This is a genomic window from Cupriavidus consociatus (assembly GCF_017814975.1).
GTDB lineage: Bacteria > Pseudomonadota > Gammaproteobacteria > Burkholderiales > Burkholderiaceae > Cupriavidus > Cupriavidus consociatus.
This window is the reverse complement of record NZ_JAGIQA010000001.1, coordinates 241409-265491: the sequence shown is the minus strand read 5'-3', so window position 1 is coordinate 265491 and position 24083 is coordinate 241409. Positions and strand designations below refer to the sequence as shown.

At 64.6% G+C, this 24083-nt stretch carries 20 protein-coding genes; 10 read left to right on the top strand and 10 right to left on the bottom strand.

Annotation, left to right across the window (positions count from 1 at the left end; all coding sequences use genetic code 11):
* Position 1: 1 nt before the first annotated feature.
* The 4 genes from kce to J8I82_RS01160 form a co-directional block, all read right to left on the bottom strand.
* Entirely contained in the window at positions 2 to 937 is a 936-nt protein-coding gene (gene kce / locus J8I82_RS01175; RefSeq protein WP_209753891.1) for a 3,5-dioxohexanoate:acetyl-CoA acetone transferase, read from the bottom strand.
* Positions 938 to 975: 38 nt separating this feature from the next.
* Entirely contained in the window at positions 976 to 1968 is a 993-nt protein-coding gene (locus J8I82_RS01170) for a Bug family tripartite tricarboxylate transporter substrate binding protein (protein ID WP_209754399.1), read from the bottom strand.
* Between the two features lie 152 nt (positions 1969 to 2120).
* Positions 2121 to 3179 carry a beta-keto acid cleavage family enzyme gene (locus J8I82_RS01165; protein ID WP_209753890.1) on the bottom strand — a complete coding sequence of 353 codons (1059 nt, stop codon included), beginning with the start codon at positions 3177 to 3179 and terminating at the stop codon, positions 2121 to 2123.
* Positions 3180 to 3210: 31 nt separating this feature from the next.
* A complete protein-coding gene (locus J8I82_RS01160) occupies positions 3211 to 4056 on the bottom strand; it encodes a TauD/TfdA dioxygenase family protein (RefSeq protein WP_209753889.1) in 846 nt (281 codons plus the stop codon).
* A gap of 160 nt (positions 4057 to 4216) precedes the next feature.
* On the opposite strand from J8I82_RS01160, the gene J8I82_RS01155 reads away from it, so the two are divergent.
* The gene (locus J8I82_RS01155; RefSeq protein WP_209754398.1) at positions 4217 to 4963 is read left to right on the top strand and encodes an SDR family NAD(P)-dependent oxidoreductase; all 747 of its coding nucleotides are present in this window, start codon (positions 4217 to 4219) and stop codon (positions 4961 to 4963) included.
* Positions 4964 to 4998: 35 nt separating this feature from the next.
* On the opposite strand, the gene J8I82_RS01150 is transcribed toward J8I82_RS01155, so the two are convergent.
* Both J8I82_RS01150 and J8I82_RS01145 read right to left on the bottom strand, forming a co-directional pair.
* Positions 4999 to 5214, bottom strand: coding sequence for a hypothetical protein (locus J8I82_RS01150; RefSeq protein WP_209753888.1), 216 nt, complete (start codon positions 5212 to 5214; stop codon positions 4999 to 5001).
* Positions 5215 to 5456: 242 nt separating this feature from the next.
* Entirely contained in the window at positions 5457 to 6839 is a 1383-nt protein-coding gene (locus tag J8I82_RS01145) for an FAD-containing oxidoreductase (protein WP_209753886.1), read from the bottom strand.
* 242 nt (positions 6840 to 7081) lie between these two features.
* Here J8I82_RS01145 and J8I82_RS01140 point away from each other — a divergent pair, with 242 nt between their 5' ends.
* The 5 genes from J8I82_RS01140 (at position 7082) to J8I82_RS01120 (ending at position 12080) form a co-directional block, all read left to right on the top strand.
* The gene (locus tag J8I82_RS01140; protein ID WP_245179279.1) at positions 7082 to 7975 is read left to right on the top strand and encodes a GNAT family N-acetyltransferase; all 894 of its coding nucleotides are present in this window, start codon (positions 7082 to 7084) and stop codon (positions 7973 to 7975) included.
* Positions 7972 to 8868 carry an allantoinase PuuE gene (gene puuE / locus J8I82_RS01135; RefSeq protein ID WP_209753885.1) on the top strand — a complete coding sequence of 299 codons (897 nt, stop codon included), beginning with the start codon at positions 7972 to 7974 and terminating at the stop codon, positions 8866 to 8868. The genes J8I82_RS01140 and puuE overlap by 4 nt, the downstream gene beginning before the upstream one ends.
* Before the next feature lie 128 nt (positions 8869 to 8996).
* On the top strand, positions 8997 to 10250 hold the full coding sequence (locus tag J8I82_RS01130) for an MFS transporter (RefSeq protein WP_209753884.1): 1254 nt from the start codon (positions 8997 to 8999) through the stop codon (positions 10248 to 10250).
* Between the two features lie 246 nt (positions 10251 to 10496).
* Entirely contained in the window at positions 10497 to 11564 is a 1068-nt protein-coding gene (locus J8I82_RS01125; RefSeq protein ID WP_209753883.1) for an extracellular catalytic domain type 2 short-chain-length polyhydroxyalkanoate depolymerase, read from the top strand.
* 27 nt (positions 11565 to 11591) lie between these two features.
* Positions 11592 to 12080: a hypothetical protein gene (locus J8I82_RS01120; RefSeq protein WP_209753882.1), complete on the top strand. Its 489-nt coding sequence runs from the start codon at positions 11592 to 11594 to the stop codon at positions 12078 to 12080.
* A gap of 82 nt (positions 12081 to 12162) precedes the next feature.
* Here J8I82_RS01120 and J8I82_RS01115 read toward each other — a convergent pair whose 3' ends face one another.
* Positions 12163 to 13401, bottom strand: coding sequence for an NAD(P)/FAD-dependent oxidoreductase (locus tag J8I82_RS01115; RefSeq protein WP_209753881.1), 1239 nt, complete (start codon positions 13399 to 13401; stop codon positions 12163 to 12165).
* Positions 13402 to 13535: 134 nt separating this feature from the next.
* Positions 13536 to 14456: a LysR family transcriptional regulator gene (locus J8I82_RS01110; RefSeq protein WP_209753880.1), complete on the bottom strand. Its 921-nt coding sequence runs from the start codon at positions 14454 to 14456 to the stop codon at positions 13536 to 13538.
* Positions 14457 to 14637: 181 nt separating this feature from the next.
* On the opposite strand from J8I82_RS01110, the gene J8I82_RS01105 reads away from it, so the two are divergent.
* From J8I82_RS01105 to J8I82_RS01090, 4 genes are all read left to right on the top strand, one after another.
* Positions 14638 to 15633: a Bug family tripartite tricarboxylate transporter substrate binding protein gene (locus J8I82_RS01105; RefSeq protein WP_209753879.1), complete on the top strand. Its 996-nt coding sequence runs from the start codon at positions 14638 to 14640 to the stop codon at positions 15631 to 15633.
* Positions 15634 to 15705: 72 nt separating this feature from the next.
* The gene (locus J8I82_RS01100) at positions 15706 to 17223 is read left to right on the top strand and encodes an amidase (RefSeq protein ID WP_209753878.1); all 1518 of its coding nucleotides are present in this window, start codon (positions 15706 to 15708) and stop codon (positions 17221 to 17223) included.
* Positions 17224 to 18018: 795 nt separating this feature from the next.
* A complete protein-coding gene (locus tag J8I82_RS01095) occupies positions 18019 to 18963 on the top strand; it encodes a DUF808 domain-containing protein (protein WP_209753877.1) in 945 nt (314 codons plus the stop codon).
* 315 nt (positions 18964 to 19278) lie between these two features.
* Complete coding sequence (locus J8I82_RS01090) at positions 19279 to 20862, top strand: isocitrate lyase (RefSeq protein ID WP_209753876.1); 1584 nt, start codon at positions 19279 to 19281, stop codon at positions 20860 to 20862.
* Between the two features lie 514 nt (positions 20863 to 21376).
* On the opposite strand, the gene ald is transcribed toward J8I82_RS01090, so the two are convergent.
* Together ald and phnY are read right to left on the bottom strand one after the other, a co-directional pair.
* Positions 21377 to 22495 (bottom strand): alanine dehydrogenase, encoded by a 1119-nt coding sequence (gene ald, locus J8I82_RS01085; RefSeq protein WP_209753875.1) that lies wholly within the window; start codon positions 22493 to 22495, stop codon positions 21377 to 21379.
* A gap of 52 nt (positions 22496 to 22547) precedes the next feature.
* Positions 22548 to 23990, bottom strand: coding sequence for a phosphonoacetaldehyde dehydrogenase (gene phnY, locus J8I82_RS01080; protein WP_209753874.1), 1443 nt, complete (start codon positions 23988 to 23990; stop codon positions 22548 to 22550).
* Positions 23991 to 24083 lie beyond the last annotated feature (93 nt).

Below are 24083 nucleotides of genomic sequence, written 5' to 3'. Positions count from 1 at the left end.
GTCAGAACGCCACGCCTTGTCTGCCCTTGAGCTGCAGCATGCCGCGGGTCTCGTCGGGGGTCGCGATCTCCAGGTTCAGCGATTTCAGCACCGCGACGATGCGCTGAACCTGGTCGACATTGCTCTTCGCGAGACGGCCCGGCCCGTCCCATAGTGAATCCTCGAGCCCGACGCGGACATTGCCGCCCATCGAAGCCGCCATCGAGGCGAGCGGGATCTGGCTGCGGCCCGCGCCCAGCACCGACCAGTAGTAGTCGTCGCCAAACAGGCGTTCCGCCGTCCGCCGCATATGCATGACGTCATCGGGGTGCGTGCCGATTCCGCCCAGCAGGCCAAAGACGGACTGGATGAAGAAAGGCGGCTTGAGAATGCCACGGTCGATAAAGTGCGCGGCCGTATAGAGATGGCTGGTGTCGTAGCATTCGATCTCGAAGCGCGTGCCGTGGTCCGCGCAGGATTCGAGGATATAGCGGATGTCCCTGAAGGTATTGCGGAAGACGCGGTCTTCCGAACCCTCGAGGTACGGGCGCTCCCAGTCGTGGCGGAACTCCCGGTAGCGGTCAAGCATCGGGTAGAGCCCGAAGTTCATCGAACCCATGTTCAGCGAGGCCACCTCTGGCTTGAGCTGCAAGGCCGGCTGCAACCGTTCCTCCACGAGCATGTTCGGGGCGCCCCCCGTCGTGAGGTTGATCACGACATCCGACCGCTCGGCGATTACCGGCAGGAAGGCGCGGAACAGCTCGGGGTCCTGCGATGGCTGGCCATTCTCAGGCTTGCGTGCATGAAGATGGACGATCGACGCACCGGCTTCCGCGGCCGCGATTGCCTCCCGCGCAATCTGGTCGGCCGTGATCGGCAGGTGTGGCGACATGGTGGGCGTGTGAATCGCTCCAGTCACGGCACAGGTCACGATGACCTTGCTCTGGATGGCTGCCATGGCGAGTTTCTCCGTTCGGTTCCGGCGTCATTCCGGCGTCATTCCGGCGTGAAGTTGATGGAGCGCAGCAGCTTTCCCTGGCGCTCATGCGATTCACGTACGTCCTTGGCCAGCTCTTCGGAAGTTGCCGGCGAGCCGGCGTCCATCCCCAGATCTTCCAGCTTCTGTCGCAGCTTTGGCGACTGCATTGCCTTGAGGGTCGCCTCGCGCATCCTGGCAATGACTGCCGGCGGTACGCCGGGTGTCGACCAGAGTCCCATCCAGCCCACTTCATTCAGGTCCGGATAGCCCAGTTCGGCAAACGTTGGAACGTTGGGAAGCGCTGCCATCCGTTTGGGAAATGCCACGGCAAATGCCTTGAGTTTGCCTGACTTGATGAACGGCAACGACGTGGCGGGAGCGTCGAACATGAGGGGCACCTGCCCGCCCATGACGTCCTGCAATGCCTGGGGCGAGCCCTTGTAGCTCACCGTGCCGGTATCGAGTCCGGCCAGACGGTTGAATTGCACGCCAATCGTTTGCCCACGTGTGCCAATGCCGAAATTGGCGTAGTCAACCTTGCCGGGGTTCGCCTTGATATACGTGACGAGCTCGGAAAGATTCTTTGCGGGCAGGCCTGGATTGCCGACAAAGATCAGGCCCTGCCGGGTAAGCTGGGCAATGGGAACGATGTCCTTGAACGGATCGTAGGACACCTTCACCGCGTGGGGCACTTCCGCGGCAATCCCCTTCTGGATCAGCAGGAATGTGTATCCATCCCGCGGCGCAGACATCAGGCTCTGGACGGCGATGGTGCCACCAGCGCCCGTCTTGTAATCGACGACGACAGTCTGGCCAAGCGGCCCCTGCAACTCGTGCGCATAGAGCCGCGCCACGATATCAGCGGTCCCGCCCGGCGGCCCGCCAACAAGTATCCGCACGGGCTTCGCCGGCCATTCGGCGGCCCAGGCCGCGTCGATGGCCGGCATCAGTGCGCTAAAGGCAAACGCGAGCGCCAGAGTGTGGCGTCCAATCTTGGGGGGGCATCTCATTGCAGTCTCCATCTTGGTTGGATCGGCAGCTTTCATCGGGGCGACGATCGTCAGCATGCTGTCCGCCTGTCTTTCTGTACCGGGTCTTCGTGTCCGGTCTGATCGTCACGGCGACGGCCAGGGCCGTCGGCCATCGTGTCCGGTGGGTCGCTTTACTGTGTCTTGCGCAGATAACCCTGGGTGCCACCATTCCGGTTGGGCGCGAAGCCATTGGCGTGCAGGGTTTCCTCCACCGAGTCGTAGAACACGCCGATCTTGGAAATCTCGCGCGCCTCCCTGGCGGTGGCGATTTCGCGCCCGAATTCCTGCGAAATGCGCACCAGTTGCTCGATCTGCTTCACGGTACTCTGCTTTGCCGTCCGTTTCTGGTTCCACAGTCCATCTTCGATACCGCAGCGCACGTGCAGGCCCATGGCGATGCCCATCATATTGACCGGCAGCACGTTGCGCACATTGCTTTCCACCGTCACGACCGCGCCATCGGGCACGCCACGGATGAAGTTGGCAAGGCTGTAGACGCTGGGCGTGTCCATGCTGCCGCCGATGGCCACCCAGTTCATGACCAGCGGCCCTTTGTAGAAGCCGCGGCGCATCAGCCGCTCCACTGACTCGAAGCTGTTCGTGTTGTAGCACTGGAAGGCGCTCTGGATGCCCTTGGCGGACAACCGGCGGACGTGCTCCTCCACCCATCCCGGCTGCGCTGGCACCGTCATCTCCTTGTAGGCATTGAAGACGGCGGGATTTTCGCGAGAGGTGCCCTTGAAGTCCGCATCTTCCGCATGGTCGGTCACGTTCATTTGCGACGTGTTCACCGTTACCGTCACCTGGTCCGGCGTGGGCTCAAGTTCGGCCAGCATGTGGCGCGTATCGTCCGACAACCACTTGGCGGCCTGGCCTTCGTCCTCGGGAGCGAAGGAAATGGAGCCGCCCACCTGGATGATCATTTCCGGGACCGCCTTGCGCACCCCGGCAATCAGTTCGTTGAACTTGGAGAGCCGCTTGCTGCCCTTGCCGTCCAGTTCCCGTACGTGCAGGTGCAGCACCGTGGCGCCTGCGTTATAGCAATCCACCGCCTTCTGGATCTGGGCTTCCATCGTGACGGGAATGTCTTCTGGGAAGTCGGATGGCACCCAGCCCGGGGCATAGGGGGCGGCGGTGATGATCAGCGGCTGCTGGTTTTCGGGAAAAAGGTGACCGTCGAGAAAATTCATCGTGATTCTCCGGAGGAAAAGTGCGTGCGGATCAATACGGGATATCGCCCACGATGCCGGCGCGTTCCATCTTGCGGGGTGCCGGCCAGTAATCGTTGAGGGCGTAGTGCTGCGTGGAACGGTTGTCCCAGATCGCAACGTCCCCCTCCTGCCACGACCACCGCACCTGGTATTCGGGAATGGTGGCGCGGCTGACCAGGTAGTTGAACAGCAGCGAAGCGCCCGGCGCCTTGTCGATGCCGTGGCGGACGTTGGCCGGCGTGCTGTAGTTGGTGAAGTGCGTCGAGAATCCCGCGCCCACGAACAGGATCTTCTCGCCGGTCTCCGGATGCGTGCGCACCACCGGATGCTCGACGGACGGGTGATCCTGCACCAGCTTCGCGCGCGCTTCCGGGGTCATGACCGCGCCGAAGCTGTGCTCGATGCTGGCCCGCGCGCGCAGGCCGTCGATCTTCTGCTTGATGTCCTCCGGCAGTTCCTCGTATGCCTTCACCATGTTCACCCAGATGGTGTCGCCGCCGATCTCCGGGCATTCGATGCAGCGCAGGACCGCACCCATCGCTGGGTTGGGACGCCACAGGCCGTCACAGTGGTAGTTGTTCTCATAGCTGTGCGGGTTGTCGCTCCGGTAAACCCGCACGAGACCCGGATGATCGGGATCGCTGCCGACGACGGGATGGTCTTCCAGCTTGCCGAAGCCGCTTGCGAAGGCAACATGCTCGGCACGCGTGATGTCTTGCTTGCGAAAGAAGAGGACACGGTGCTTGAGCAGCGCCGCCCTGATCTCGGCGAAGCGCACCGGGTCCCGCGACACCTCGCCAAGATGCACCCCTGTGATCTCGGCGCCAATGGCGGGAGTAATTTGCCTGATTTTCATGTTGATGTCGCCTCCAGTCTGGTAATGCCCGGACCAGGTCAGTGTCCGGCTTCGGTGAATCAAGTATCGGACGGCCATCGCATTCCAAGTTTGTTTTTTTGGGACTCACATTTGCTAATTTGGGACATTCCCGAAGCAACCGTGGCGGCTCGGGGCCCTGATTTCCCATCCCGTCGTACTGGTAACGGGAGCGACGGCCGGCATCGGCCGGGCAGCCGCTCTCGCCTTCGGCCGTGAAGGTGCCCGAGTCGTCTGCTCGGGCCGGAACGCTGTGGCAGGAGCCAGGCTGGTCGAGGCGTTAAGGCAACTGGGCGCAGACGCGGATTTTGTGGCGGCCGATGTCAGCCGCGAAGAGGATGTCCATCGAATGGTGGAACATGTCGTTGCGCGCTTTGGTCGTCTCGATATCGCCGTCAACAGTGCCGGCACGGAAGGGACACCGGGACCGATCGTGAATCAGACCGTAGCGTCGTATACAGCGACTTTCGACGCCAATGTACTCGGCACCTTGCTTTGCATGAAGCATGAATTGCGCGTGATGCAGGCGCAGCGGCATGGCGCGCTGATCAATCTCTCCTCCACGATGGGAAGCCGGGGCAATCCGCAGAATCCGATCTATGTAGCGAGCAAGCACGCGATCGAGGGCCTGACCAGGTCAGCGGCCCTCGAAGCGAGTAAATTCAATGTCAGGGTGAACGCGGTGGCCCCGGGTCCAATTGAAACGGACATGCTCGAGCGCATTGCCGGCGGCGCCGAAAAGATCGCGGGGGTCGCCGCGACCATCCCGGCCGGGCGTATCGGAACACCCGACGAGGTCGCAGACGCCATTACGTTCCTTGCGTCCGGCAAGGCCAAATACATTACCGGCCAGATCCTTCACGTGAACGGCGGCAAGACGGCTGCGTAACTCCGTGGCAAGGCGAGACGGTTGCATCGGTGCCGCTAGCCCGCGACAGGCGGAAACACGTACCACGCGCCATTGCGGTGGCGGAAGAAGGCAATGGACAGGCGCCGCGTGGCTTTGGTCGATTCGACACACACGACGCAGCCCTTATGGTTGGCAAGGTGCCTGAAGCAGGCGACCCGAGCCGGGCTGGCATTGCTAGGCGACAACCACTTTTCTACCAGCGCGTGTAACGAATTATCTGTCTTGCGCATCGTGTCACTCCTCCTGAGGCACGCCTCACTGGTACTGCACGCTGCATCGGCACGTCCTTGATTCAAGGCTAGGTGCGGAACATCGCCAATGCCTTCAGTAAGGGACAACAAGACGCGTCAGGACGAACTGAATCATTCGTAGGAAATTCCTGACAGGAGGTACCCAAGCACCGATCAGCGCACGCGTCAGCCGGTTCCCGTCGCTCTGCTGCAGTCGTTGCGCCGCGTCGGCCCTGACGACTTCAGGGAAGCTGAGCCCTCAAGTCCTGCAGCAGCGTCGGCACCAGTTCGGACACCGTGGGATGGATGTGCACCGCGCGGCTGATCGTCGTGTAGGGCGCCCTGGCATACATGATGTCGAGCAGTGAATGAATCACCTCGTCACCGGTCAGGCCAAGGATCGCGGCGCCAAGGATCATCCGCGTGTCTGCGTCGACCACCACCTTCATGAAGCCCAGGCTCTCGCCTTTCTCCACTGCCCGTCCGACGCGGCTCATTGGGCGGATGCCGACCAGCACCTTCCGCCCGGACTGCCGCGCCTCGCTCTCCGTCATGCCGGCGCGGGCCAACGGAGGATCGATGAACATGGCATAGGCTGCAATACGGTCAGCCACCTTGCGCGGGTCGTTGTCGAGGAGGTTGGCAGCAACGATCTCATGATCGTTGTACGACGTATGCGTAAAGGCACCGCGGCCGTTGCAATCGCCAAGCGCCCAGATGCCAGGGACATTGGTGCGCAAATGTTCGTCTACCTTGATATAGCCGTGAGCGTCGGTCTCGACCCCTGCCTTGTCGAGCCCGAGGTCGTCGGTATTGGGCACGCGCCCTACCGCCAGCAGCAGGTGCGAGCCATGGACTTCGGGCGCGCCGGCCGCGCAATCGAGCCCGACGGCAATATGATCGCCGTCCCTGCGCGCACTCAGGCAGTTGGCATTGAGCCGAACTTCGATTCCCTCGGCTTCCAGTATCTCCCGCACTGCCTGCGACACATCCTCGTCTTCGCGCTGGACCAGGCGCGGGCCTTTTTCGACGACGGTCACCCTGGCCCCGAAACGCCGGTACATCTGGCCAAACTCGAGGCCAATGTAGCTCCCGCCAATGATGATCAGGTGCTCCGGCAGGAAATCCACTTCCATCATGCCCGAGTTGGTGAAGTATGGCACCTGATCCAGCCCGGGCATGGGCGGAACCAGGGCCCGGCCGCCGACGTTCACGAAAATCTGGTCGGCTTCCAGCAGTTCGCCGTTGACTCGCACACTATGTGCGCTCTCGAAGCGAGCATGGCCCTGATAGACCGCGGTGTTCTCCAGGCCGCGCACCCACTGCTCCACACCACTGCTGGACCGGCCCGAGATTTCGTCCTTGCGTGCCTTCACCCGCTTCATGTCGACGGCCACCGCCCCGCCGATCGTCACGCCGTATTCGTCAGCCCGCCGCGCCAGTTGGGCTGCGTACGCGCTCGCGATAAGGGTCTTGGTGGGAATGCAGCCGGTGTTCACGCAGGTGCCGCCAAAATGCGCGCGCTCGATGACGGCCAGTTTCATGCCCGCGCCGGCCAACCGCGCGGCGAGCGCGGGACCGGCTTGTCCGGTGCCAATGATGATCGTGTCGAATCCTTGAGCCATTACGATTCTCCTTGCCTGGTACGGTGCTCACCGCAGTGGATGACAAGAGCCGCCGTCGATCACTGACAACTTTAGGTGAAAGTCCACCAATTGATCCTAAAGTGGAGAAAGCGTCTGATCATCCAGGGACGCCGTCCTGAAGTTGCGTTCTGTTTGCATGGCACAAACTGCAATGCCGGGAACCACGCCGACGCCAGCCCTGCAGGCGCGGAACCAGCCTGACTCAAGCCAAGGAGATTGCGATGTCTGACGATCTTGTGATTCGGAACATGACACGCGCCGAGCTGGATCAGCTGGTCGGATGGGCGGCAAGCGAGGGGTGGAACCCTGGCCTTCACGACGCGGCGCTGTTCTGGGCCACGGATCCGGATGCCTTTATCGCCGCGGAGCTGGATGGGGAACTGATCGGCGGGGGTGCGATCACCTCGTACCACGGGGAGTTCGGCTTTATGGGCTTCTTTATCGTCCGCCCGGAGTTTCGTGGCCGCGGGTTGGGCAACACGCTGTGGCATGCGCGCCGCGACCGGCTGCTTGCGCGGCTGCGGCCCGGTAGCACCATCGGGCTGGATGGTGTCTTCGCGATGCAGGACTACTACGCCAGGGGTGGCTTCGTCTTCTCCCATCGCAACCTGCGCTTTCGTGCCGAGGTGCCGCCTGATCAGCCCGGCTCCCAGCCCCGCCCGCCTGAGCCGCCGCGCCCGGATGATGCGCTCGTCCTGCTGGCCGAGGTGCCTTTCGACGACGTGCTGGCATACGACCGCACATGCTTTCCCGCCCCGCGCGAAGCCTTCCTGCGCGGATGGGTCCGGCAGGCGGATGCGCTGGCGCTGGGATGCTTGCGCCAGGGCCGGCTCGCCGGATTCGGCGTGGTGCGCCGGTGCGGGGAAGGCTGCAAGATCGGACCCCTGTTTGCTGACGACGCCGACGCGGCCGAAGCCCTCTACGCACGCCTGGCCGCCTTTGCATCCGGCGGCCCGCTGTTCCTCGATGTGCCGGAAAACCACCCCGCAGCCATGGCGCTGGCACATCGGCACAGCATGACGGAAGTCTTCGGCTGCGCGCGCATGTATCACGGGCCATCGCCCGGCCTGGTGCACAAGCGCATCTTTGGCATTACGACCTTTGAACTGGGATGATGCAAGCACGCGACCTGGCCGGCTACGGCAACGCCCCGCCCGATCCGCGCTGGCCCGGTGGCGCGCGCGTGGCGCTGCAGTTTGTGCTGAATATCGAGGAAGGCGCCGAATCGTGCATCCTGAATGGCGACGCGAGATCCGAAGCGTACCTGCACGAACTGCCCGGCCGGCCGCCGCGCGAGGCGGAGCGCGACTGGAGTGTCGAAAGCATGTACGAGTACGGCGCGCGTGCCGGCGTCTGGCGCTTGCTCGACCTCTTCGCCGAGCGCCGCCTGCCGCTGACCGCGTTCGCGGTCGGTCGCGCGCTGGAGCTCAATCCGCGGATCGGGCAGGCGCTCAGTGCCGCAGGACACGAGGTTGCGGGGCATGGCTACCGCTGGATCGACTATCGTGACGTACCTGAAGACGAAGAGCGGCGCCAGATTCAACTGACGGTCGCGGCGATCGAACGTATTTGCGGCAAGCGGCCGGTGGGCTGGTACACGGGGCGGGTCAGCGCCGCGACGCGGCGCCTTGTCCAGGAGGAAGGCGGCTTCCTCTACAGCTCGGATGCCTACAACGATGACCTGCCGTACTGGCTCTCCGGCTCGCCGCCGCTGCTGGTGATTCCTTATACGCTTGTCAACAACGACGCCCGTTACCTGCTGCCCGACGGCTTTGCCTCCGGGGACGATTTTTACCAGATGCTGCGGGACGCGTTCGACCAGTTGTGGCACGAGGGTGCGCGCGCACCGAAAATGATGAGCGTCGGACTGCATGCCCGCGTCAGCGGTCATCCCGGGCGTGCCATGGCGCTTGCACGGTTCCTGGACTACGTGCGCGGGCATGACGCCGTGTGGATCTGCCGCCGCGAGGACATTGCCAGGCACTGGATGGCGCATCACCCGGCGTAACTTGCCGGTGCGTGCCCTTGCCCATCACGCCTGACCGCTCTGGCGTGTAGCGACCCATCGCCGCACGGCCCCGCTCAAGGACGATGAGGCCCTGCTGGCAGAAGTCGGTGCGGCGCTGGCCATGACCTATGCATAAGAACCAACCCTCGAGCGTCAGCGGTCACTGGCTTCAACGCATCGCGCTGCCCGCCGGTGTGAAAGCCGACGCCTTGCCGCTGCTGGCCGGCCGCGCGCTGCGTGGCATCTGTGATGGCTATGTGGCCGTGCTGTTGCCGGCCTACCTGCTGGCGCTGGGCTTCGACCCGGTGGCAGTCGGGCTGATCAGCAGCGCGACCCTGATCGGTTCTGCCCTTGCCACGATCCTGGTCGGGATCGTCGGGCACCGCTACCCGCAACGCCGCTTGCTGATGCTGGCGGCTGCCCTGATGGTTGCGACCGGGCTCGGCTTCGCGGGCTTCTCCACGCTGTGGCCGCTTCTGGTGGTCGCCTTCGTCGGCACGCTTAACCCTGGCTCCGGCGATGTCAGCGTCTTCCTGCCGCTGGAACACGCGCGCCTGGCGGAATCGGCCTCGCCCGACAACCGGACAGCGCTGTTCGCCCGCTACGGCCTGATCGGGGCATTCTCATCCGCGTTGGGCGCACTGGCAGCGGTCATCCCTGCATGGCTGGCGGGGCAATCCTGGCTGTCGTCGCTCGATGCCATGCGCCTGATGTTCGTTTTTTACGGGATCACGGGGCTGCTGCTGTGGCGTCTCTACGCGCGCCTGCCTGCCACGCAGCCTCATGGAATGCCCCTGGCGACAACACCATTGGGCCCGTCCCGTCCGATCGTATTGCGCCTGGCCATGCTGTTCAGCGTGGACGCGTTCGCGGGCGGGCTCGTCGTCAATTCGCTGCTGTCGCTGTGGCTGATGCAACGTTTCGGCCTGAGTCCTGCCGCGACCGGGCGGTTCTTCTTCCTGGCAGGCCTGCTCACGACGTTCTCGCAGCTTGCCGCGGTGCCGCTGGCGCGCAAGATCGGCCTGCTCAATACGATGGTGTTTACGCATATCCCTTCCAGCCTGTGCCTGATTGCGGCCGCTTTCGCGCCCACGATGGTGATGAGCCTGGCCTTGCTGCTGGCTCGCAGCGCACTGTCGCAAATGGATGTGCCGACCCGCACGGCCTATGTGATGGCCGTTGTCACTCCGCCTGAACGGGCGGCGGCGGCAAGCCTGACCGCGGTGCCGCGCAGCCTGGCTGCCGCGCTCAGTCCTGCGCTCGCCGCTACGTTGATGGCCTATGGCCATGCAAGCGCGCCGCTGGTCGCCTGCGGCCTGCTGAAGATTGCATACGACCTTGCCATGCTGCTCGCGTTCCGTCGGGTCAAGCCACTCAACTGACGGCTCGGCCCGATACGGGAGCGGCGAACCGGCCAGCCCATCGTGACGGCATCATGACTTGCCGTGGAAGATTTGTCTGGCAACCGCCATGTCGCTCGGCTAGTATGTTGTGCATCGCACCATGCGAGCCGCTGCGCGCCCCGCTCCAGAACCTGATGTGACGAAAATTCGCCCGATCGCAACCCGCGCGGGCGTTGGTGCGGTCATGCCGGTGCCAGACAGAATCTCAACAAGGGAAGTGGAGACATGGCAGACAATTTTGACAGCCAGATCGTACAGCTCGGCGCGTACAAGGTTGAAAAGGGAAAAAGCTCGATATCGGGGCTTTCGTCAGGCGCCTTTATGACCGTGCAGCTGCACCTGGCCCATTCGTCGAGCTTTTGCGGCGCAGGGGTTATCGCGGGAGGCCCATATCGCTGTGCCGAGTCCTTCCGCTCGGCGTCGGCGGTAGCAGAGGATGCCTTCGAACTGAATGCACTGCATCTGTGCATGAACCCGCTGGTGCCGCGGACCGCGCCCAACGCCAGGCATCTTGCCGAGCTTGCACATCAGACCGCACTCGCCGGCGAAATCGACGCTATCTCCAATCTTGCCGGGCACCGCGTCTATGTCTTCACCGGCAGCGAGGACAGCGTGGTGTATTCGAGCGTGGTGGCACGCACCCGCGAGTTCTACCGCCTGCTTGGCGTCAGCGCTGACGACATCCTCTATGACGACAGCGTGCCGGCCGGCCACTCGATCATCACCGACAATGCCGAGGATTCGCCGCTGGCCACCAACCAGCCGCCATATATCAACAACGGCGGATTTATCCAGTCCCACAGCATCCTGCGGCACATCTACGGCAAGCTGCACGCGCCCTCGCCACGACCGGGCGGGCGCCTGCTGCGCTTCGACCAGAGCGAGTTCTTTGGCAACGAGGCGCGAGCCAGCATGAGCAAGTATGGCTACGCCTATGTGCCGCAGGCTGTCGCCGACGGCGCCGAGGCCCGGGTCCATATCGCCCTGCACGGCTGCAAGCAAGGCTACAACTATATCGACTTCACCTTCGGCCAGTCCGACTTCGCCAGCCAGCCGCCTTATGGCAACCGGTATATCACGACGACGGGCTACAACAGTATTGCCGACAGCAACAATATCATCGTGCTGTATCCACAGGCCGAGGGTACGGATGACAGCCTGACGCAGAACCCGGACGGCTGCTGGGACTGGTGGGGGTATTCCTGCGCGGACGCCGAGCGGCCGGACTACTACTCGCGCAACGCAATCCAGATCAAGGCAATTCACGGCATGCTTAGCCGGCTTGGCGGTTGAGGGAGGAGCAAGATGGAAGGAACCACGATGAGTCACCACGACGGCGCGCTGACCGCGCCGAATACCGAGGCGGTGCCAGCACTTCACCACGCCCTCGCCATGACCCAGCCCGCCGCGATGCAGCGTGCCTTGATGCTCCAGACGCTGACGAGCGGGTGGGCCATGCGTACCGCCGGTACCGGAGCCAAGGCCCTGAACCTGGCGCCATTCAGCATGGATACGCAACTGCTCACGGAGTTGCTGCAGTTCCAGTCCGCGATCGTTCAGCGCCTGCAGGCGCAGCAGCAGGAATGGTTGCACGGCTGGGCCGCCTGGCTGCAGGAGCGCGCGCAGGTCAAGCGTGCCAACACCATATCCAAGCTGGTCGAGCAGGAATTCGACCTGCTCGCCCGCGCGATGCTGCTGGCAAGCGGCCAGATGGTCGACCTGGTGACCCTGCAGGAGAATATCGAGGTCAACAGCGGCTACTGGATCGGACAAATGCTGGCCGCAAAATCAGCGGAGCAAGCGGAATAGTTGCTTGCGTGGCGACCTTGGCATTATGACAGCCAGCAAGTCGCCATTCCCTGCCCGTGATGGCAAGTGCCCGCGCCCGCGTTCAGCCGAAACGCACGGGATCATACGGTCGGGCATCGACCCACGGCTGCTCGCCATCGATCAGCTCGCCCAGCAGCCGGGCCGTGACGGGCCCCAGCGTGAATCCCTGGTGGCCATGCCCGAAGTTGAACCACAGGCCGCGATGGCGCGGCGCCTGTCCTACGATCGGCAACATATCGGCGACGCACGGCCGCGCGCCCAGCCACGGAGCCTCCTCGACCGGCTCGCCGATGCCCACCAGTTCGCGCGCGTGGCGCTCGGCCTTATGCAACTGGACCGGCGTCGGCGCCGCATCGTGATGCGCGAACTCGGCGCCGGTGGTCAGGCGCAGGCCACGCTTCATCGGCGCCAGGAGGAAGCCGTTCTCGACATCCAGCAGCGGCAGCGACGGCATGGATTCGGCTGCATAGTGGCGGTGGTAGCCGCGTTTGACGAACAGCGGGAAGCGGTAGCCGAGCGGCCGGATCAGCGCCGAGGCCCACGGCCCCAGCGCAATGACGGCGTGGGCGGCGTTGACCGGCCCCTCGTCCGTCGCCACGGTCCAGCCGCTTCCCGTCTGCTTCAACGTCGTCGCGTCGCCGCGGCGCACGATGCCGCCAGCCTGCGTGTACAGCGCGGCATAGCGGCTGACCAGCTCGCCCGGATCAGCGACGGTCCACGGATCGCGCCAGTGGATGGCCCCGGCCAGCGCGCCGCGCCACGCCGGGTCGGTTGCGGTGATGCCGGCCTGATCGAGGACCTGGTAGTCGAGCCCGTGCTGCTGTCCGACTACGGTCGCGGCACGCGCCGCATCGTCGAAGGCTGCCGCGCTGCGATAGGCCTGGAGCCATCCCGACTTGCGCACGAGATCGTCGGCGCCGGCCAGCGCAATGAGGCGCTCGTGCTCGGCCAGGCAATGGCGGATGAGCGCGCTGTAGGCCGTGACGGTGCTGGCATAGCGGTCGTGCGCGGATTCGCGCCAGTAGCGCGCCAGCGTCGGCAGCAGGCTGGCGAGCGCGCCGGGGTGGTAGTGGACATCATTACCCTGCCGTGCCACCACGCGCAGCATCGCCATCCACTCGCGCGGAAAGGCGTACGGCTGCACCGCTTCACGCTGGATGATGCCGGCGTTGCCATAAGACGTCTCCCTGCCCGGCTCCCGCCGGTCGACCAGCACGACCGCATGGCCGCGCTGGCGCAGCGCCAGCGCAGTGCAGACGCCGACCATGCCGGCGCCGAGTACAACGATGTCCTTTGTCATGATGTCTGATGCGATGCTGCCGCGCGGGCAGGCCTGCGATCCGGGATCCGAAGCCTGATTCTGCCTCGGCGGCATGGCCGTGCGGAATATTGTTGGCAAGCAATTATTGGAATCGGCGATTGCCTTTACGGCAATCATCGGTGGCTGATGTGGGTGATGGCCTCGACGAGGTGCTGCACAAAGGCGCGTCCCGCCGGCGGCAGGTTGCGGCGGGCCAGCGTCTGGATCTCGATATAGCGCTCGTTCATTTCGCGGTCGCGCAGCGGTATGGCGGCAATGCTGCCTTCCAGCAGCCGTCGCCGGACCGACAGCTCGCCATAGAAAGCGACGACGCCGCCACCGGCCGTCGTGAAACCGACCAGCGAATCCAGGTTGTTGCTGGAAAAAACGGTCTGGTAGCTCAGCCCCTGGCGGCTGCAACTGGTGTCCAGCAGCTGCCGCAGCGAGCTGTCCTTCGGCGGCAGCGCCAGCGGGTAGCCGACCAGCTGGGACAGCGAGAGCTGGCGCTGTCCGGCCAGCGGGTGGTCCGGCGCCATGATCGCCAGCACCGGCGCCGGATGCCGCAATTCCACTTCGATCTCGAGCTCGGGCAGCCCGCTCAGCGTGATGCCGATATCCGCCTCGCCGTCCCGGATGCGGCGCGCGATGTCGCCTTGCGCGCAGACGTCCAGGTCGAAGCGGATCCCGCCATGCTTTTCCCGGAAGCTGGCGGCCAGTGCCGGGATGAAATCGTGGGCGATGCCCTCGACGCTTGCCAGGCGCACCTGGCCGACGCGCAGGCCGCGCAGCGCCTGGATATCGCCGGTGACGCGATCGATCTCCTGCTGCGCGCGCTTGGCATGCGCGGCCAGCAGTTCACCCGCGGCGTTGGGCACGAGGCCGCGGGCGCGCCGGTCGAACAGCAGCGTATCCAGCTCGCTCTCCAGCTTGGCGATCTGCCGGCTTACCGCCGACGGCGCCACGTTGAGCTTGAGCGCGGCGTCCTTGACCGAGCCGGTGCGCACGACTTCCAGGAAGTAGCGGACCGCGGTTTCCTGCAGGATGCGGTAGGACATGGGCGGAAGGTTGTGGGGTGTTCAGCATGCGCCGACGGCGTTCATTCTATGAATTGCCGTTTCGGCAATCAAGCGTTCGAAACATTGCCACGATTCCACGACGGATCGGTCGTACGATGGGTTCGACGTGGTCGGATCTTCCTCCGCGCCGCGTCGAGTCCTATCTGCCGGAGCCCCCGCCATGCGATCCACCGCTTACCGCCCCCCGTTGTTCCTGTGCACCTGCAGCCTGGCCGCCGCCGCCGTGCTGGCACCCGCTCCGGCTGCGGCGCAGGACGGTTATCCGTCCAAGCCGATCCAGCTTGTGCTGCCGTTCCCGCCAGGCGGCGCCACCGACATCGTCGGCCGCACGATCGCGCGCAAGCTCGGCGAACGGCTCGGCCAGACCGTGGTGGTCGAGAACCGGCCCGGCGCAGGCACCGTGGTCGCGGCGAGCTACGTGGCAAAGTCGGCACCGGACGGCTACACGCTGATGGCGACCTCGGGCACCACTTTTACTGTCAATCCCGCGGTCTACGCCAGGCTGCCATATGACCCGCAAAAGAACTTCGAGCCGATCGGGCTGATCGGCTCGACCGGGCTGGTGCTGCTGGCCAATCGCGAGGTGCCGGTCAATAACCTCAAGGAGTTCGTCAGCGCGGTCAAGGCACAGCCGGGCAAATACTCGTACGGATCGTTCGGCGCCGGCACCACCGCGCACTTCGCCGGCGAGGAACTGCTGAACCTCACCGGCACCAAGCTGCTGCATGTCCCGTACAAAGGCAGCGCGCCGGCGATGACGGACCTGATCGGCGGCCAGATCCCGTTCAGCGTCGATACCGTCGCCGCGGCGATCCCGCAACTGAAGTCCGGCAAGATCAAGGCCATCGCGGTCACCACGGCGAAGCGCTCCGCGCTGCTGCCCAATGTGCCGACCGTTGCGGAAAGCGGCTATCCGGGCATGGATGCCCGCACGTGGATCGCGCTGGTCGGGCCGCACGGCCTGCCCGCCGAGGTCCGGGCGAAGCTGGAGAAGGCGCTGGCCGACACCATTGCCGATCCGGCCACACGCAGCCAGCTGGCGGACAGCGGCATCGAGCCGTCGTTCGCGCCCGGCAAGCAGGTCGCCGCCATGATCGACAAGGAAATCCCGCAGATGCGCGCGATCGCACAGCGCGCCAACATCAAGCTCGACTGACCTTCCCGACACCGGCCGGTAACGCGACAGCGGCACCGCGCCACAGACTTTCATTCCAGCTCCAAGCAACCGATGCAAACATCGCTGACCTCATTGAGCGCGGTCGAACTGCGCCGCCTGATCGGCTCCGGGGAAATTTCGCCGGTCGAACTGCTCGAAGCGTGCATCGCGCGCATCGAGGCCTACAACCCGCTGATCAATGCCATCACGGCCACCTGCTTCGAGCGTGCCCGCCAGGAAGCGCGCGCCGCCGAACAGGCGGTGCTGCGCAACGAACCGCTTGGCCTGCTGCACGGGCTGCCGCTCGGGGTGAAGGACCTGGAGGCGACGCAGGGGCTGCTGACCACCTACGGTTCGCCGCTGTTCCGCAACCATGTGCCGGCCGAGGACAACGTGCTGGTGGCGCGCTTGCGCGCGGCCGGCGCCATCGTGGTCGGCAAGACCAACATTCCGGAGATGGGCGCCGGCGCGAATTCGCGCAACGCGGTCTGGGGCGCTACGGGTAATCCGTTCAATCCGAACCTGAATGCCGGCGGATCGTCGGGCGGATCAGCGGCGGCGCTGGCCGCGGACCTGCTGCCGGTCTGCACCGGCTCCGACACCGGCGGCTCGCTGCGCATTCCCGCGGCCAAGTGCGGCGTGGTCGGGTTCCGCCCATCGCCCGGCATCGTGCCCAACTCGCGCAAGCTGCTGGGCTGGACGCCGATCTCGGTGGTGGGACCGATGGGGCGCACCGTCGACGACACCTGCCTGCAGCTGGCGGCCTCGGCGGGGATGTCAGTGACCGATCCACTGAGCTACGCGGTGGACGCCAATGTTTACCTGTCGCCGCCACCGGTCGACCTGTCAACGTTGCGCGTGGGCTGGACTGAAGACTTCGGCAGCTGCGCGGTCGATGACGGCATCCGCCGCGTGTTCCGCTCGAAGATCGCGGCAATGCGCCACCTCTTCGCGCGTTGCGACGAAGTCAGCTTCGAACTTGGCGACGTGCACCGCTGCTTCGACGTGCTGCGTGCCGAGAGCTTCGTCGCCGGCCTGCACGACGCTTACCAGCGCGACCCCGCGGCGCTCGGGCCCAACACCCGCGCCAACTATGAAATGGGCGCGAAGATGTCGCTGGCCGACAGCGCATGGGCACAGGCCGAGCAGAACCGGATCCTGCAGCGCTTCCAGCGGGCCTACCAGCAATACGACCTGATCCTGTCGCCGACCACACCCGTGTCCCCGTTCTCCTGGACCGACCTGTACGCCGACACCATCAACGGCGAGAAGCAAGAGAACTACTACCGCTGGCTGGCGCTGACCTATGTCGTGACGCTGACCACGCACCCGGCCATTGCTCTGCCCTGCGGCAGCGACGACGCCGGCATGCCGTTCGGCTTGCAGGTCACCGGCCGCTTCCGCGGCGACCTGCAAACGCTGTCGGCGGCGCGGGCCATGGAAGCGGCGTTTGCCGCGTCGCCGGCATTGCGCCGTCCGGTGCCGGACCTGGCATCGCTGAAGCCTGCCCACCCGGCACTGCGTTCGATTGTCACGGCGCCGCCGTCGGCCGGGACGGCGCAGCAAGACGGCGGCGTCTCAGCGGTCTAGGCCGCGAGGCACTGAACCCCGGGGGACGGTCTTCCAACCGATCCCCACCCGGCATTCGCCAGGATGCCCGCCCGGGATAAAAAAACCGCCGGTTCTGCACCGGCGGTTTTTCTTCAAAGTCGCCAAGGCTCAGGGCAGCGTGTAGCCGGACAGGCCCTTGCCCTTCGGGAACTTCAGCAGCCACAGGCGCGTTTTGCGATCCACCACGTTGCCGCGCGTCACGCGCACACCGACCGCACCGGCGGTGCGCGATGCCGCCCACGTTGAACGTGACCTTGTCGCCCTGCTTGCAGTCGAACCTGCCATCCGTGCCGGCCCGGCCCGCCAGGCCCGAAGGGGTGGCGGCGTACTGCACGCCCTCGACCGCGCTGTCGAGCAGGCGTGCGCTGACGGTCGGCGTCTGCGACGCGGGGGTGGCCGGCGTGGTGACGAGTGACAAATTTGTGAACGAACCTTCCTGCCGGCGCTTGCAGCAGGCTGGGCCGGCGCAGGCGGGGCAAGCCTGGGCAAATCAGAGCTGCGGCGCCACCCACAGCGAGGCCAGTCATTCGAGTAGCCTTCCCGAGGCGGACTGTTCCGCCAAACCCGTATGCAATTGGCGTGGACAGTCGAGCCGCTGCCAGCGAGACTACCCATTCGCCCGTCTCGCGCCCCGCTGCGTCCCTGGAAGCCCCCAGAGATCTTGCTGGCAGCGGCGGTACGGAACCTGCTTGGTTGGATGAACCACACGAGGAGCAAGACGAATGACACATTGCCTGCATGTGCGAGGCCTCTGCCGCGCGAGGAGGTCCTGACATGGCCGGATCCAGCTTGCTGGTACTGATCGACGACATCGCGACTATCCTCGACGATGTCGCCACCATGAGCAAAGTGGCGGCGAAGAAGACCGCCGGCGTGCTAGGCGACGACCTGGCGCTGAATGCGCAGCAGGTCAGCGGCGTCAAGGCAGACCGGGAACTGCCGGTGGTATGGGCCGTCGCACTGGGCTCGCTTCGCAACAAGGTGATACTCGTCCCGGCGGCGCTGGCCATCAGCGCCTGGGCGCCCTGGGCCGTCGTGCCGCTGTTGATGGTCGGGGGCGCGTTCCTTTGCTATGAAGGCTTTGAAAAACTGGCACACCGGTTCTTGCACGGCGATGCGGAGGACGCGGCACATCACCTCCGTGAACTTGAGGCCATGTCGAACCCCGTGGTCGATGTGGTGGCGTTCGAGAAAGAGAAAATCAAGGGTGCGGTCCGCACGGACTTCATACTTTCGGCCGAAATCATCGTCATCTCGCTGGGCACCGTCGCCGACGCTCCTTTCGGCCAGCGGCTCGCGGTCTTATGCGCGATCGCGGCCATCATGACGGTCGGCGTCTATGGCCTGGTAGGCGGGATCGTGAAGCTCGATGACGCAGGCCTGTATCTAAGCCGGCGATCGTCGGCCAGCCTCCGCTGGCTGGGCCGGGGTTTGCTGCGGCTGGCGCCCTGGCTGATGAAAGCCTTGTCGCTCGCAGGGACGGCGGCGATGTTCCTGGTGGGCGGCGGCATTCTGATGCACGGGATCCCGGCGATGCACCACGTGCTGGAGGCCGCGGCACAGGCAGCGGCAGGCGTGCCGGCGATCGGCGGTGTCCTGTCCGCGCTGGCCCCGTTGGCGCTCGACGGGGTTGCCGGCATCGTCGCCGGTGCGCTGGTGCTCGCGGCGGTGAGCGTGGTCAAGGCCGGGATGCGGGCGTTGCGGCCGTCGGCACGCTAGGCGGGTAGGCCGGATGCTCCTTCGGCCCGATACGTGCCTGCGCGACTCCAGCAGCCGAAAGTGCGTTTCACATCGTGGAATTCAGGTCAAATCTTCTCCGACCTCGTTCTCTCGCGTCCTGAAAAGATGTTCCGCATCGTGAAAATTGCCACATAACTATTTGAAAAATAAAGATAATTTAAGTCTTATGTCTTATATAAGACTGCCGCTGCAACGCATCAAACGGCGCTACTATTGAGTCATGCAGTTCGCTTCGACAACGTAGCGGCACGCTCGATCATTTACTCAAACGCGCTTTGCTTCCAGGAGATACACATGGCCCAATATCAAGACGACATCAGGGCAGTTGCTGCTTTGAAAGAGAAACAAGGCAGTGCGTGGAACGCCATCAATCCCGAGTCCGCCGCACGCATGCGTGCCCAGAACAAGTTCAAGACGGGCCTGGACATCGCCAGGTACACCGCCAAGATCATGCGCGCCGACATGGCCGCCTATGATGCGGACCCGTCGAAGTACACCCAGTCGCTGGGCTGCTGGCACGGCTTCATCGGCCAGCAGAAGATGATCTCCATCAAGAAGCACTTCAACAGCACCGACCGCCGCTACCTTTACCTGTCGGGCTGGATGGTGGCCGCACTGCGCTCGGAGTTCGGCCCGCTGCCGGACCAGTCGATGCACGAAAAGACCTCGGTCAGCGCGCTGATCCGCGAGCTGTACACCTTCCTGCGCCAGGCCGACGCCCGTGAACTGGGCGGCCTGTTCCGCGAGCTGGACGCTGCCAAGGACGCCGCCGCCAAGGCCGCCATCCAGGAGAAGATCGACAACCACGTGACCCACGTGGTGCCTATCATCGCCGACATCGACGCGGGCTTCGGCAACGCCGAGGCAACTTACCTGCTGGCCAAGCAGTTCATCGAAGCGGGCGCCTGCTGCATCCAGATCGAAAACCAGGTGTCCGACGAGAAGCAGTGCGGCCACCAGGATGGCAAGGTCACCGTGCCGCACGAGGACTTCCTGGCCAAGGTCCGCGCCATCCGCTACGCGTTCCTGGAACTGGGCGTGGATGACGGCATCATTGTGTGCCGCACCGACTCGCTGGGCGCCGGCCTGACTAAGCAGATCGCCGTGACCCACACGCCGGGCGACCTGGGCGACCAGTACAACTCCTTCCTCGATTGCGACGAGATCTCGGCCGACGCTCTGGGCAACGGTGACGTTGTCATCAAGCAGAACGGCAAGCTGCTGCGTCCCAAGCGCCTGCCCAGCAACCTGTTCCAGTTCCGCGCCGGCACGGGTGAAGCGCGCTGCGTGCTGGATTGCATCACCTCGCTGCAGAACGGCGCCGACCTGCTGTGGATCGAAACCGAAAAGCCGCATATCGCCCAGATCGCCGGCATGGTCAACGAGATCCGCAAGGTCATCCCGAACGCCAAGCTGGTGTACAACAACAGCCCGTCGTTCAACTGGACCCTGAACTTCCGCCAGCAGGCATATGACGCGATGAAGGCCGCGGGCAAGGATGTGTCAGCCTACGAGCGTGCCCAGCTGATGAGCGTGGAATACGACGATAGCGAACTGGCAAAGATCGCCGACGAAAAGATCCGCACCTTCCAGGCCGACGCGTCGCGCGAAGCCGGCATCTTCCACCACCTGATCACGCTGCCGACGTACCACACCGCCGCGCTGTCGACCGACAACCTGGCCAAGGAATACTTCGGCGACCAGGGCATGCTGGGTTATGTGGCTGGCGTGCAGCGCAAGGAAATCCGCCAGGGCATCGCCTGCGTCAAGCACCAGAACATGTCGGGCTCGGACATCGGCGACGACCACAAGGAGTATTTCAGCGGCGAAGCGGCCCTGAAGGCGGCGGGTAAGGACAACACCATGAACCAGTTCTGATACTGGTAAAACCCCAGGCAATGCACCCCAAAGGTTGGATCGGCGTCCAGCTTTTGGGGTGTAGTTCATTCAGAGTTGGCGTTTTAGAGTTGGCGTTTTAGAGTTGGCGTTTTAGAGTTGGCTTTTTTTGTCCGGCGAGGCAGTCCCGCGGTATCGAGGAAAGCGAGCGAACTGCTATCGAACTACCTGTGAGGGTTCGGGCGCGGACGTCGGGCCGAACGCGTGGAAATCAGTCGAGCAAATCCTCGCCTTGCAATCGAGCCAAGTCCTGGCAGCTGGACACTCAGGCCAGGCGCATCGCCAGAACAACACGCGGCACAACTACTCGGCCGGCGCTTCCTACGTCGTTGGCAAGGCCACGGGCTATGTCGGCTACATGGGGCGCCGCGAAACCAGTCCGGACGCGCGCTTCTGGATCGCCTTCGTCGGCCACGGCTTTGGCAGCTCCGATGAACCGCCAGGTCTCCGGCCATGCCGGGACACGATGACCTGGCGGTCCTTGCTGGCGATCGCTTCAATGCGTCTGCAACTGTGCCGCCTCGTGGCAGGCATAGCCGAGATCGTGAGCAACCTCCTTGCAGGTCACCTTGCCGAACGCCACGTTCAGGCCGTTGGCAAGGTGCGGGTTGTCCGCCAACGCGGTCTTCCAGCCTTTGTCAGCGATCTGCAGGGCGAAGGGCAACGTGGCGTTATTGAGTGCATAGGTCGATGTACGCGGCACGGCCCCCGGCATATTGGCGACGCAATAGTGCAACACGCTGCCGACCAGATAGGTGGGATCAGCGTGGGTCGTTGCCCTGGCGGTCTCGCAGCAGCCGCCCTGATCGATCGCCACATCCACGATGACCGAACCCGGCTTCATCGCATCCACCATGCCGGCGCTCACCAGCTTGGGCGCGGCGGCGCCCGGTATCAGCACGCCACCGATGACGAGGTCGGCCGACAGTACGTGGCGCTCCAGGTTGTCCTGGTTGGAATAGACTGTCGTCACGCGGGCGCCCAGCAACCGGTCCATGCGGCGCAGCACATCGATATTGCGGTCGATCACCACCACCTGGGCGCCGGTGCCCACGGCGATCTGCGCGGCGTTGCTGCCCACCACGCCCCCGCCGAGAATGACGATCTTGGCCGGCTCCACGCCCGCCACGCCGCCCAGCAGAACGCCCATGCCGCCGCGTGCCTTTTCCAGGCAGTGCGCCCCGGCCTGCACCGACATGCGGCCAGCGACCTCCGACATCGGCGCCAGCAGCGGCAGGCCGCCGCCGGCCTGGGTCACGGTCTCGTAGGCAATGCAGACCGCACCGCTGCGGACCAGGTCGGCACACTGGTCCGGATCCGGCGCGAGGTGCAGGTAGGTATAGAGAATCTGCCCCTCGCGCAGCATGGCACGCTCGTTGGCCTGCGGCTCCTTGACCTTCACGATCATTTCCGCCTTGGCGAAGATCTCCTGCGCCGAATCGACAATGGTCGCGCCGGCCTTGCGATAGTCGGCATCGCTGGCGCCAATGCCCGCGCCGGCGGCCGTCTGCACCAGCACCTGGTGGCCGTGTGCCGCCATCTCCCTCACGGACGATGGCGTCAGGCCGACGCGATACTCGTGGTTCTTGATTTCCTTCGGAACTCCGATCCTCATGGCTGTCTCCTTCTTTAGTGGTGTATGAATCCGGTGCAAGGGCGCTGCCGCCTTACCAGGGCAGCGAATAGGTCTTGGTATTGCAGAAGCTCTTCATCGCTTCGAGCACGCCCTCCTTGTAGCCCAGCCCCGAGTCCTTGATGCCGCCGAACGGCGTCATCTCGAGCCGATAGCCGGGGACTTCGCGGACATTGACCGTCCCTACGTGCAATTCGCGGATAAAGCGGGTGATGTGGTCGAGCCGGTTGGTGCAGACCGACGATGAAAGCCCGTAGGCCGTGCCGTTGGAGATCCGGATGGCGTCGTCGATATCCTTGAAGCGGATCACCGGCGAGACCGGGCCGAAGGTCTCCTCCCTGACCACGGTCATCTCCGGGTCCACGTGGTCGAGAACGGTAGGCGCGTACAGTGCCCCGTCGCGCTTGTGGCCCGCCAGCAGGCGTGCGCCGCCGGCGATGGCGGCGTTCACCACGGACTCGAACTGGATGGCTGCCGCCTCGTCGATCACAGTGCCCATGTCCGTGGCAGGATCGAGCGGATCGCCATACTTCACCTCCCGCGTCTTTGCCACCAGCAATTCGACGAAGCGGTCGGCCACGGATTCCTGCACCAGCATCCGCTTCACCGCTGTGCAGCGCTGGCCGGAGTTCTTGTATGAGCCGCCCGCGGCCAGCGTGGCGGCCTCCTCCAGGTCGGCGTCTTCCATCACGATGATGGGATCGTTGCCGCCCAGCTCCAGTACCTGGCGCTTGTAGGCGGCCTTGGCCGCGATGTACTTGCCGATCGGCACCCCGCCGGTAAAGGTGACCAGGTCCACGTGTGGGCTGGTCAGCAGTTCGTCGGCGATCTCGCGCGGATCGCCGGTGAGCACCGACAGCATCTGCGGCGGCAGGCCGGCCTCATAGAGGATGTCAGCGAGCGCGAAGGCGGCCAGCGGCGTCTTCTCGCTCGGCTTGAGGACAATGCGGTTGTTGGTCGCCACCGCCGGCGCCACCTTGTGGATCACCTGGTTGAGCGGGTGATTGAACGGTGTGATGGCCGAGATGGCGCCCAGCAGGGGTTCCTTGAGCGTATAGACCTTGCGGCTCTTGCCATGGGGGGTCAGGTCGCAGGAGAAAACCTGGCCGTCGTCCACCAGCGCCTGGTTGGCGGCGAACAGCAGCACGTCGGAGGCGCGGCCGACCTCGTAGAGCGTGTCCTTGAGCGACAAACCCGATTCCAGCGTGATCAGCGTCGCGATCTCGTCCTTGCGCTGCGCGATGATCTCGCCGGCGCGCATCAGGATGCGGTAGCGGTCGTAGCGGGTCAGGGTCGAACGGTACTGATGGGCGATGCGCAGGGCGCGGCGCACGTCTTCGAGATCGGCCTTTGGCACGGTGGCGATCACTTCCCCGGTGTAGGGATAGGTCACCTCGATCACGCGGTCGCGATAGACTTTTTCGCCGGCGATGCGCAGCGCTTCGTGGCGGATGCCGGTAGCGGCTGGTGTGTTCATGAGTGTCTCCTCTTGGTTTCGTGCGGCGGGCGCGACTGTCCCCCCGCCCCTGCGCGAAGGGCGTGTCGGGACAGCAGGCAGGTATTCAGGAAG

Coding starts and splice junctions, on each gene's coding strand:
- J8I82_RS01145 (WP_209753886.1), bottom strand. CDS start 6,839: ATGGCTCAAGGATTCGACACGATCATCATTGGCACCGGACAAGCCGGT.
- puuE (WP_209753885.1), top strand. CDS start 7,972: ATGATGCAAGCACGCGACCTGGCCGGCTACGGCAACGCCCCGCCCGAT.
- kce (WP_209753891.1), bottom strand. CDS start 937: ATGGCAGCCATCCAGAGCAAGGTCATCGTGACCTGTGCCGTGACTGGA.
- J8I82_RS01105 (WP_209753879.1), top strand. CDS start 14,638: ATGCGATCCACCGCTTACCGCCCCCCGTTGTTCCTGTGCACCTGCAGC.
- J8I82_RS01095 (WP_209753877.1), top strand. CDS start 18,019: ATGGCCGGATCCAGCTTGCTGGTACTGATCGACGACATCGCGACTATC.
- J8I82_RS01110 (WP_209753880.1), bottom strand. CDS start 14,456: ATGTCCTACCGCATCCTGCAGGAAACCGCGGTCCGCTACTTCCTGGAA.
- J8I82_RS01150 (WP_209753888.1), bottom strand. CDS start 5,214: ATGCGCAAGACAGATAATTCGTTACACGCGCTGGTAGAAAAGTGGTTG.
- J8I82_RS01160 (WP_209753889.1), bottom strand. CDS start 4,056: ATGAAAATCAGGCAAATTACTCCCGCCATTGGCGCCGAGATCACAGGG.
- J8I82_RS01100 (WP_209753878.1), top strand. CDS start 15,706: ATGCAAACATCGCTGACCTCATTGAGCGCGGTCGAACTGCGCCGCCTG.
- J8I82_RS01165 (WP_209753890.1), bottom strand. CDS start 3,179: ATGAATTTTCTCGACGGTCACCTTTTTCCCGAAAACCAGCAGCCGCTG.
- J8I82_RS01090 (WP_209753876.1), top strand. CDS start 19,279: ATGGCCCAATATCAAGACGACATCAGGGCAGTTGCTGCTTTGAAAGAG.
- J8I82_RS01120 (WP_209753882.1), top strand. CDS start 11,592: ATGAGTCACCACGACGGCGCGCTGACCGCGCCGAATACCGAGGCGGTG.
- phnY (WP_209753874.1), bottom strand. CDS start 23,990: ATGAACACACCAGCCGCTACCGGCATCCGCCACGAAGCGCTGCGCATC.
- J8I82_RS01140 (WP_245179279.1), top strand. CDS start 7,082: ATGTCTGACGATCTTGTGATTCGGAACATGACACGCGCCGAGCTGGAT.
- J8I82_RS01170 (WP_209754399.1), bottom strand. CDS start 1,968: ATGAGATGCCCCCCCAAGATTGGACGCCACACTCTGGCGCTCGCGTTT.
- J8I82_RS01130 (WP_209753884.1), top strand. CDS start 8,997: ATGCATAAGAACCAACCCTCGAGCGTCAGCGGTCACTGGCTTCAACGC.
- J8I82_RS01115 (WP_209753881.1), bottom strand. CDS start 13,401: ATGACAAAGGACATCGTTGTACTCGGCGCCGGCATGGTCGGCGTCTGC.
- ald (WP_209753875.1), bottom strand. CDS start 22,495: ATGAGGATCGGAGTTCCGAAGGAAATCAAGAACCACGAGTATCGCGTC.
- J8I82_RS01125 (WP_209753883.1), top strand. CDS start 10,497: ATGGCAGACAATTTTGACAGCCAGATCGTACAGCTCGGCGCGTACAAG.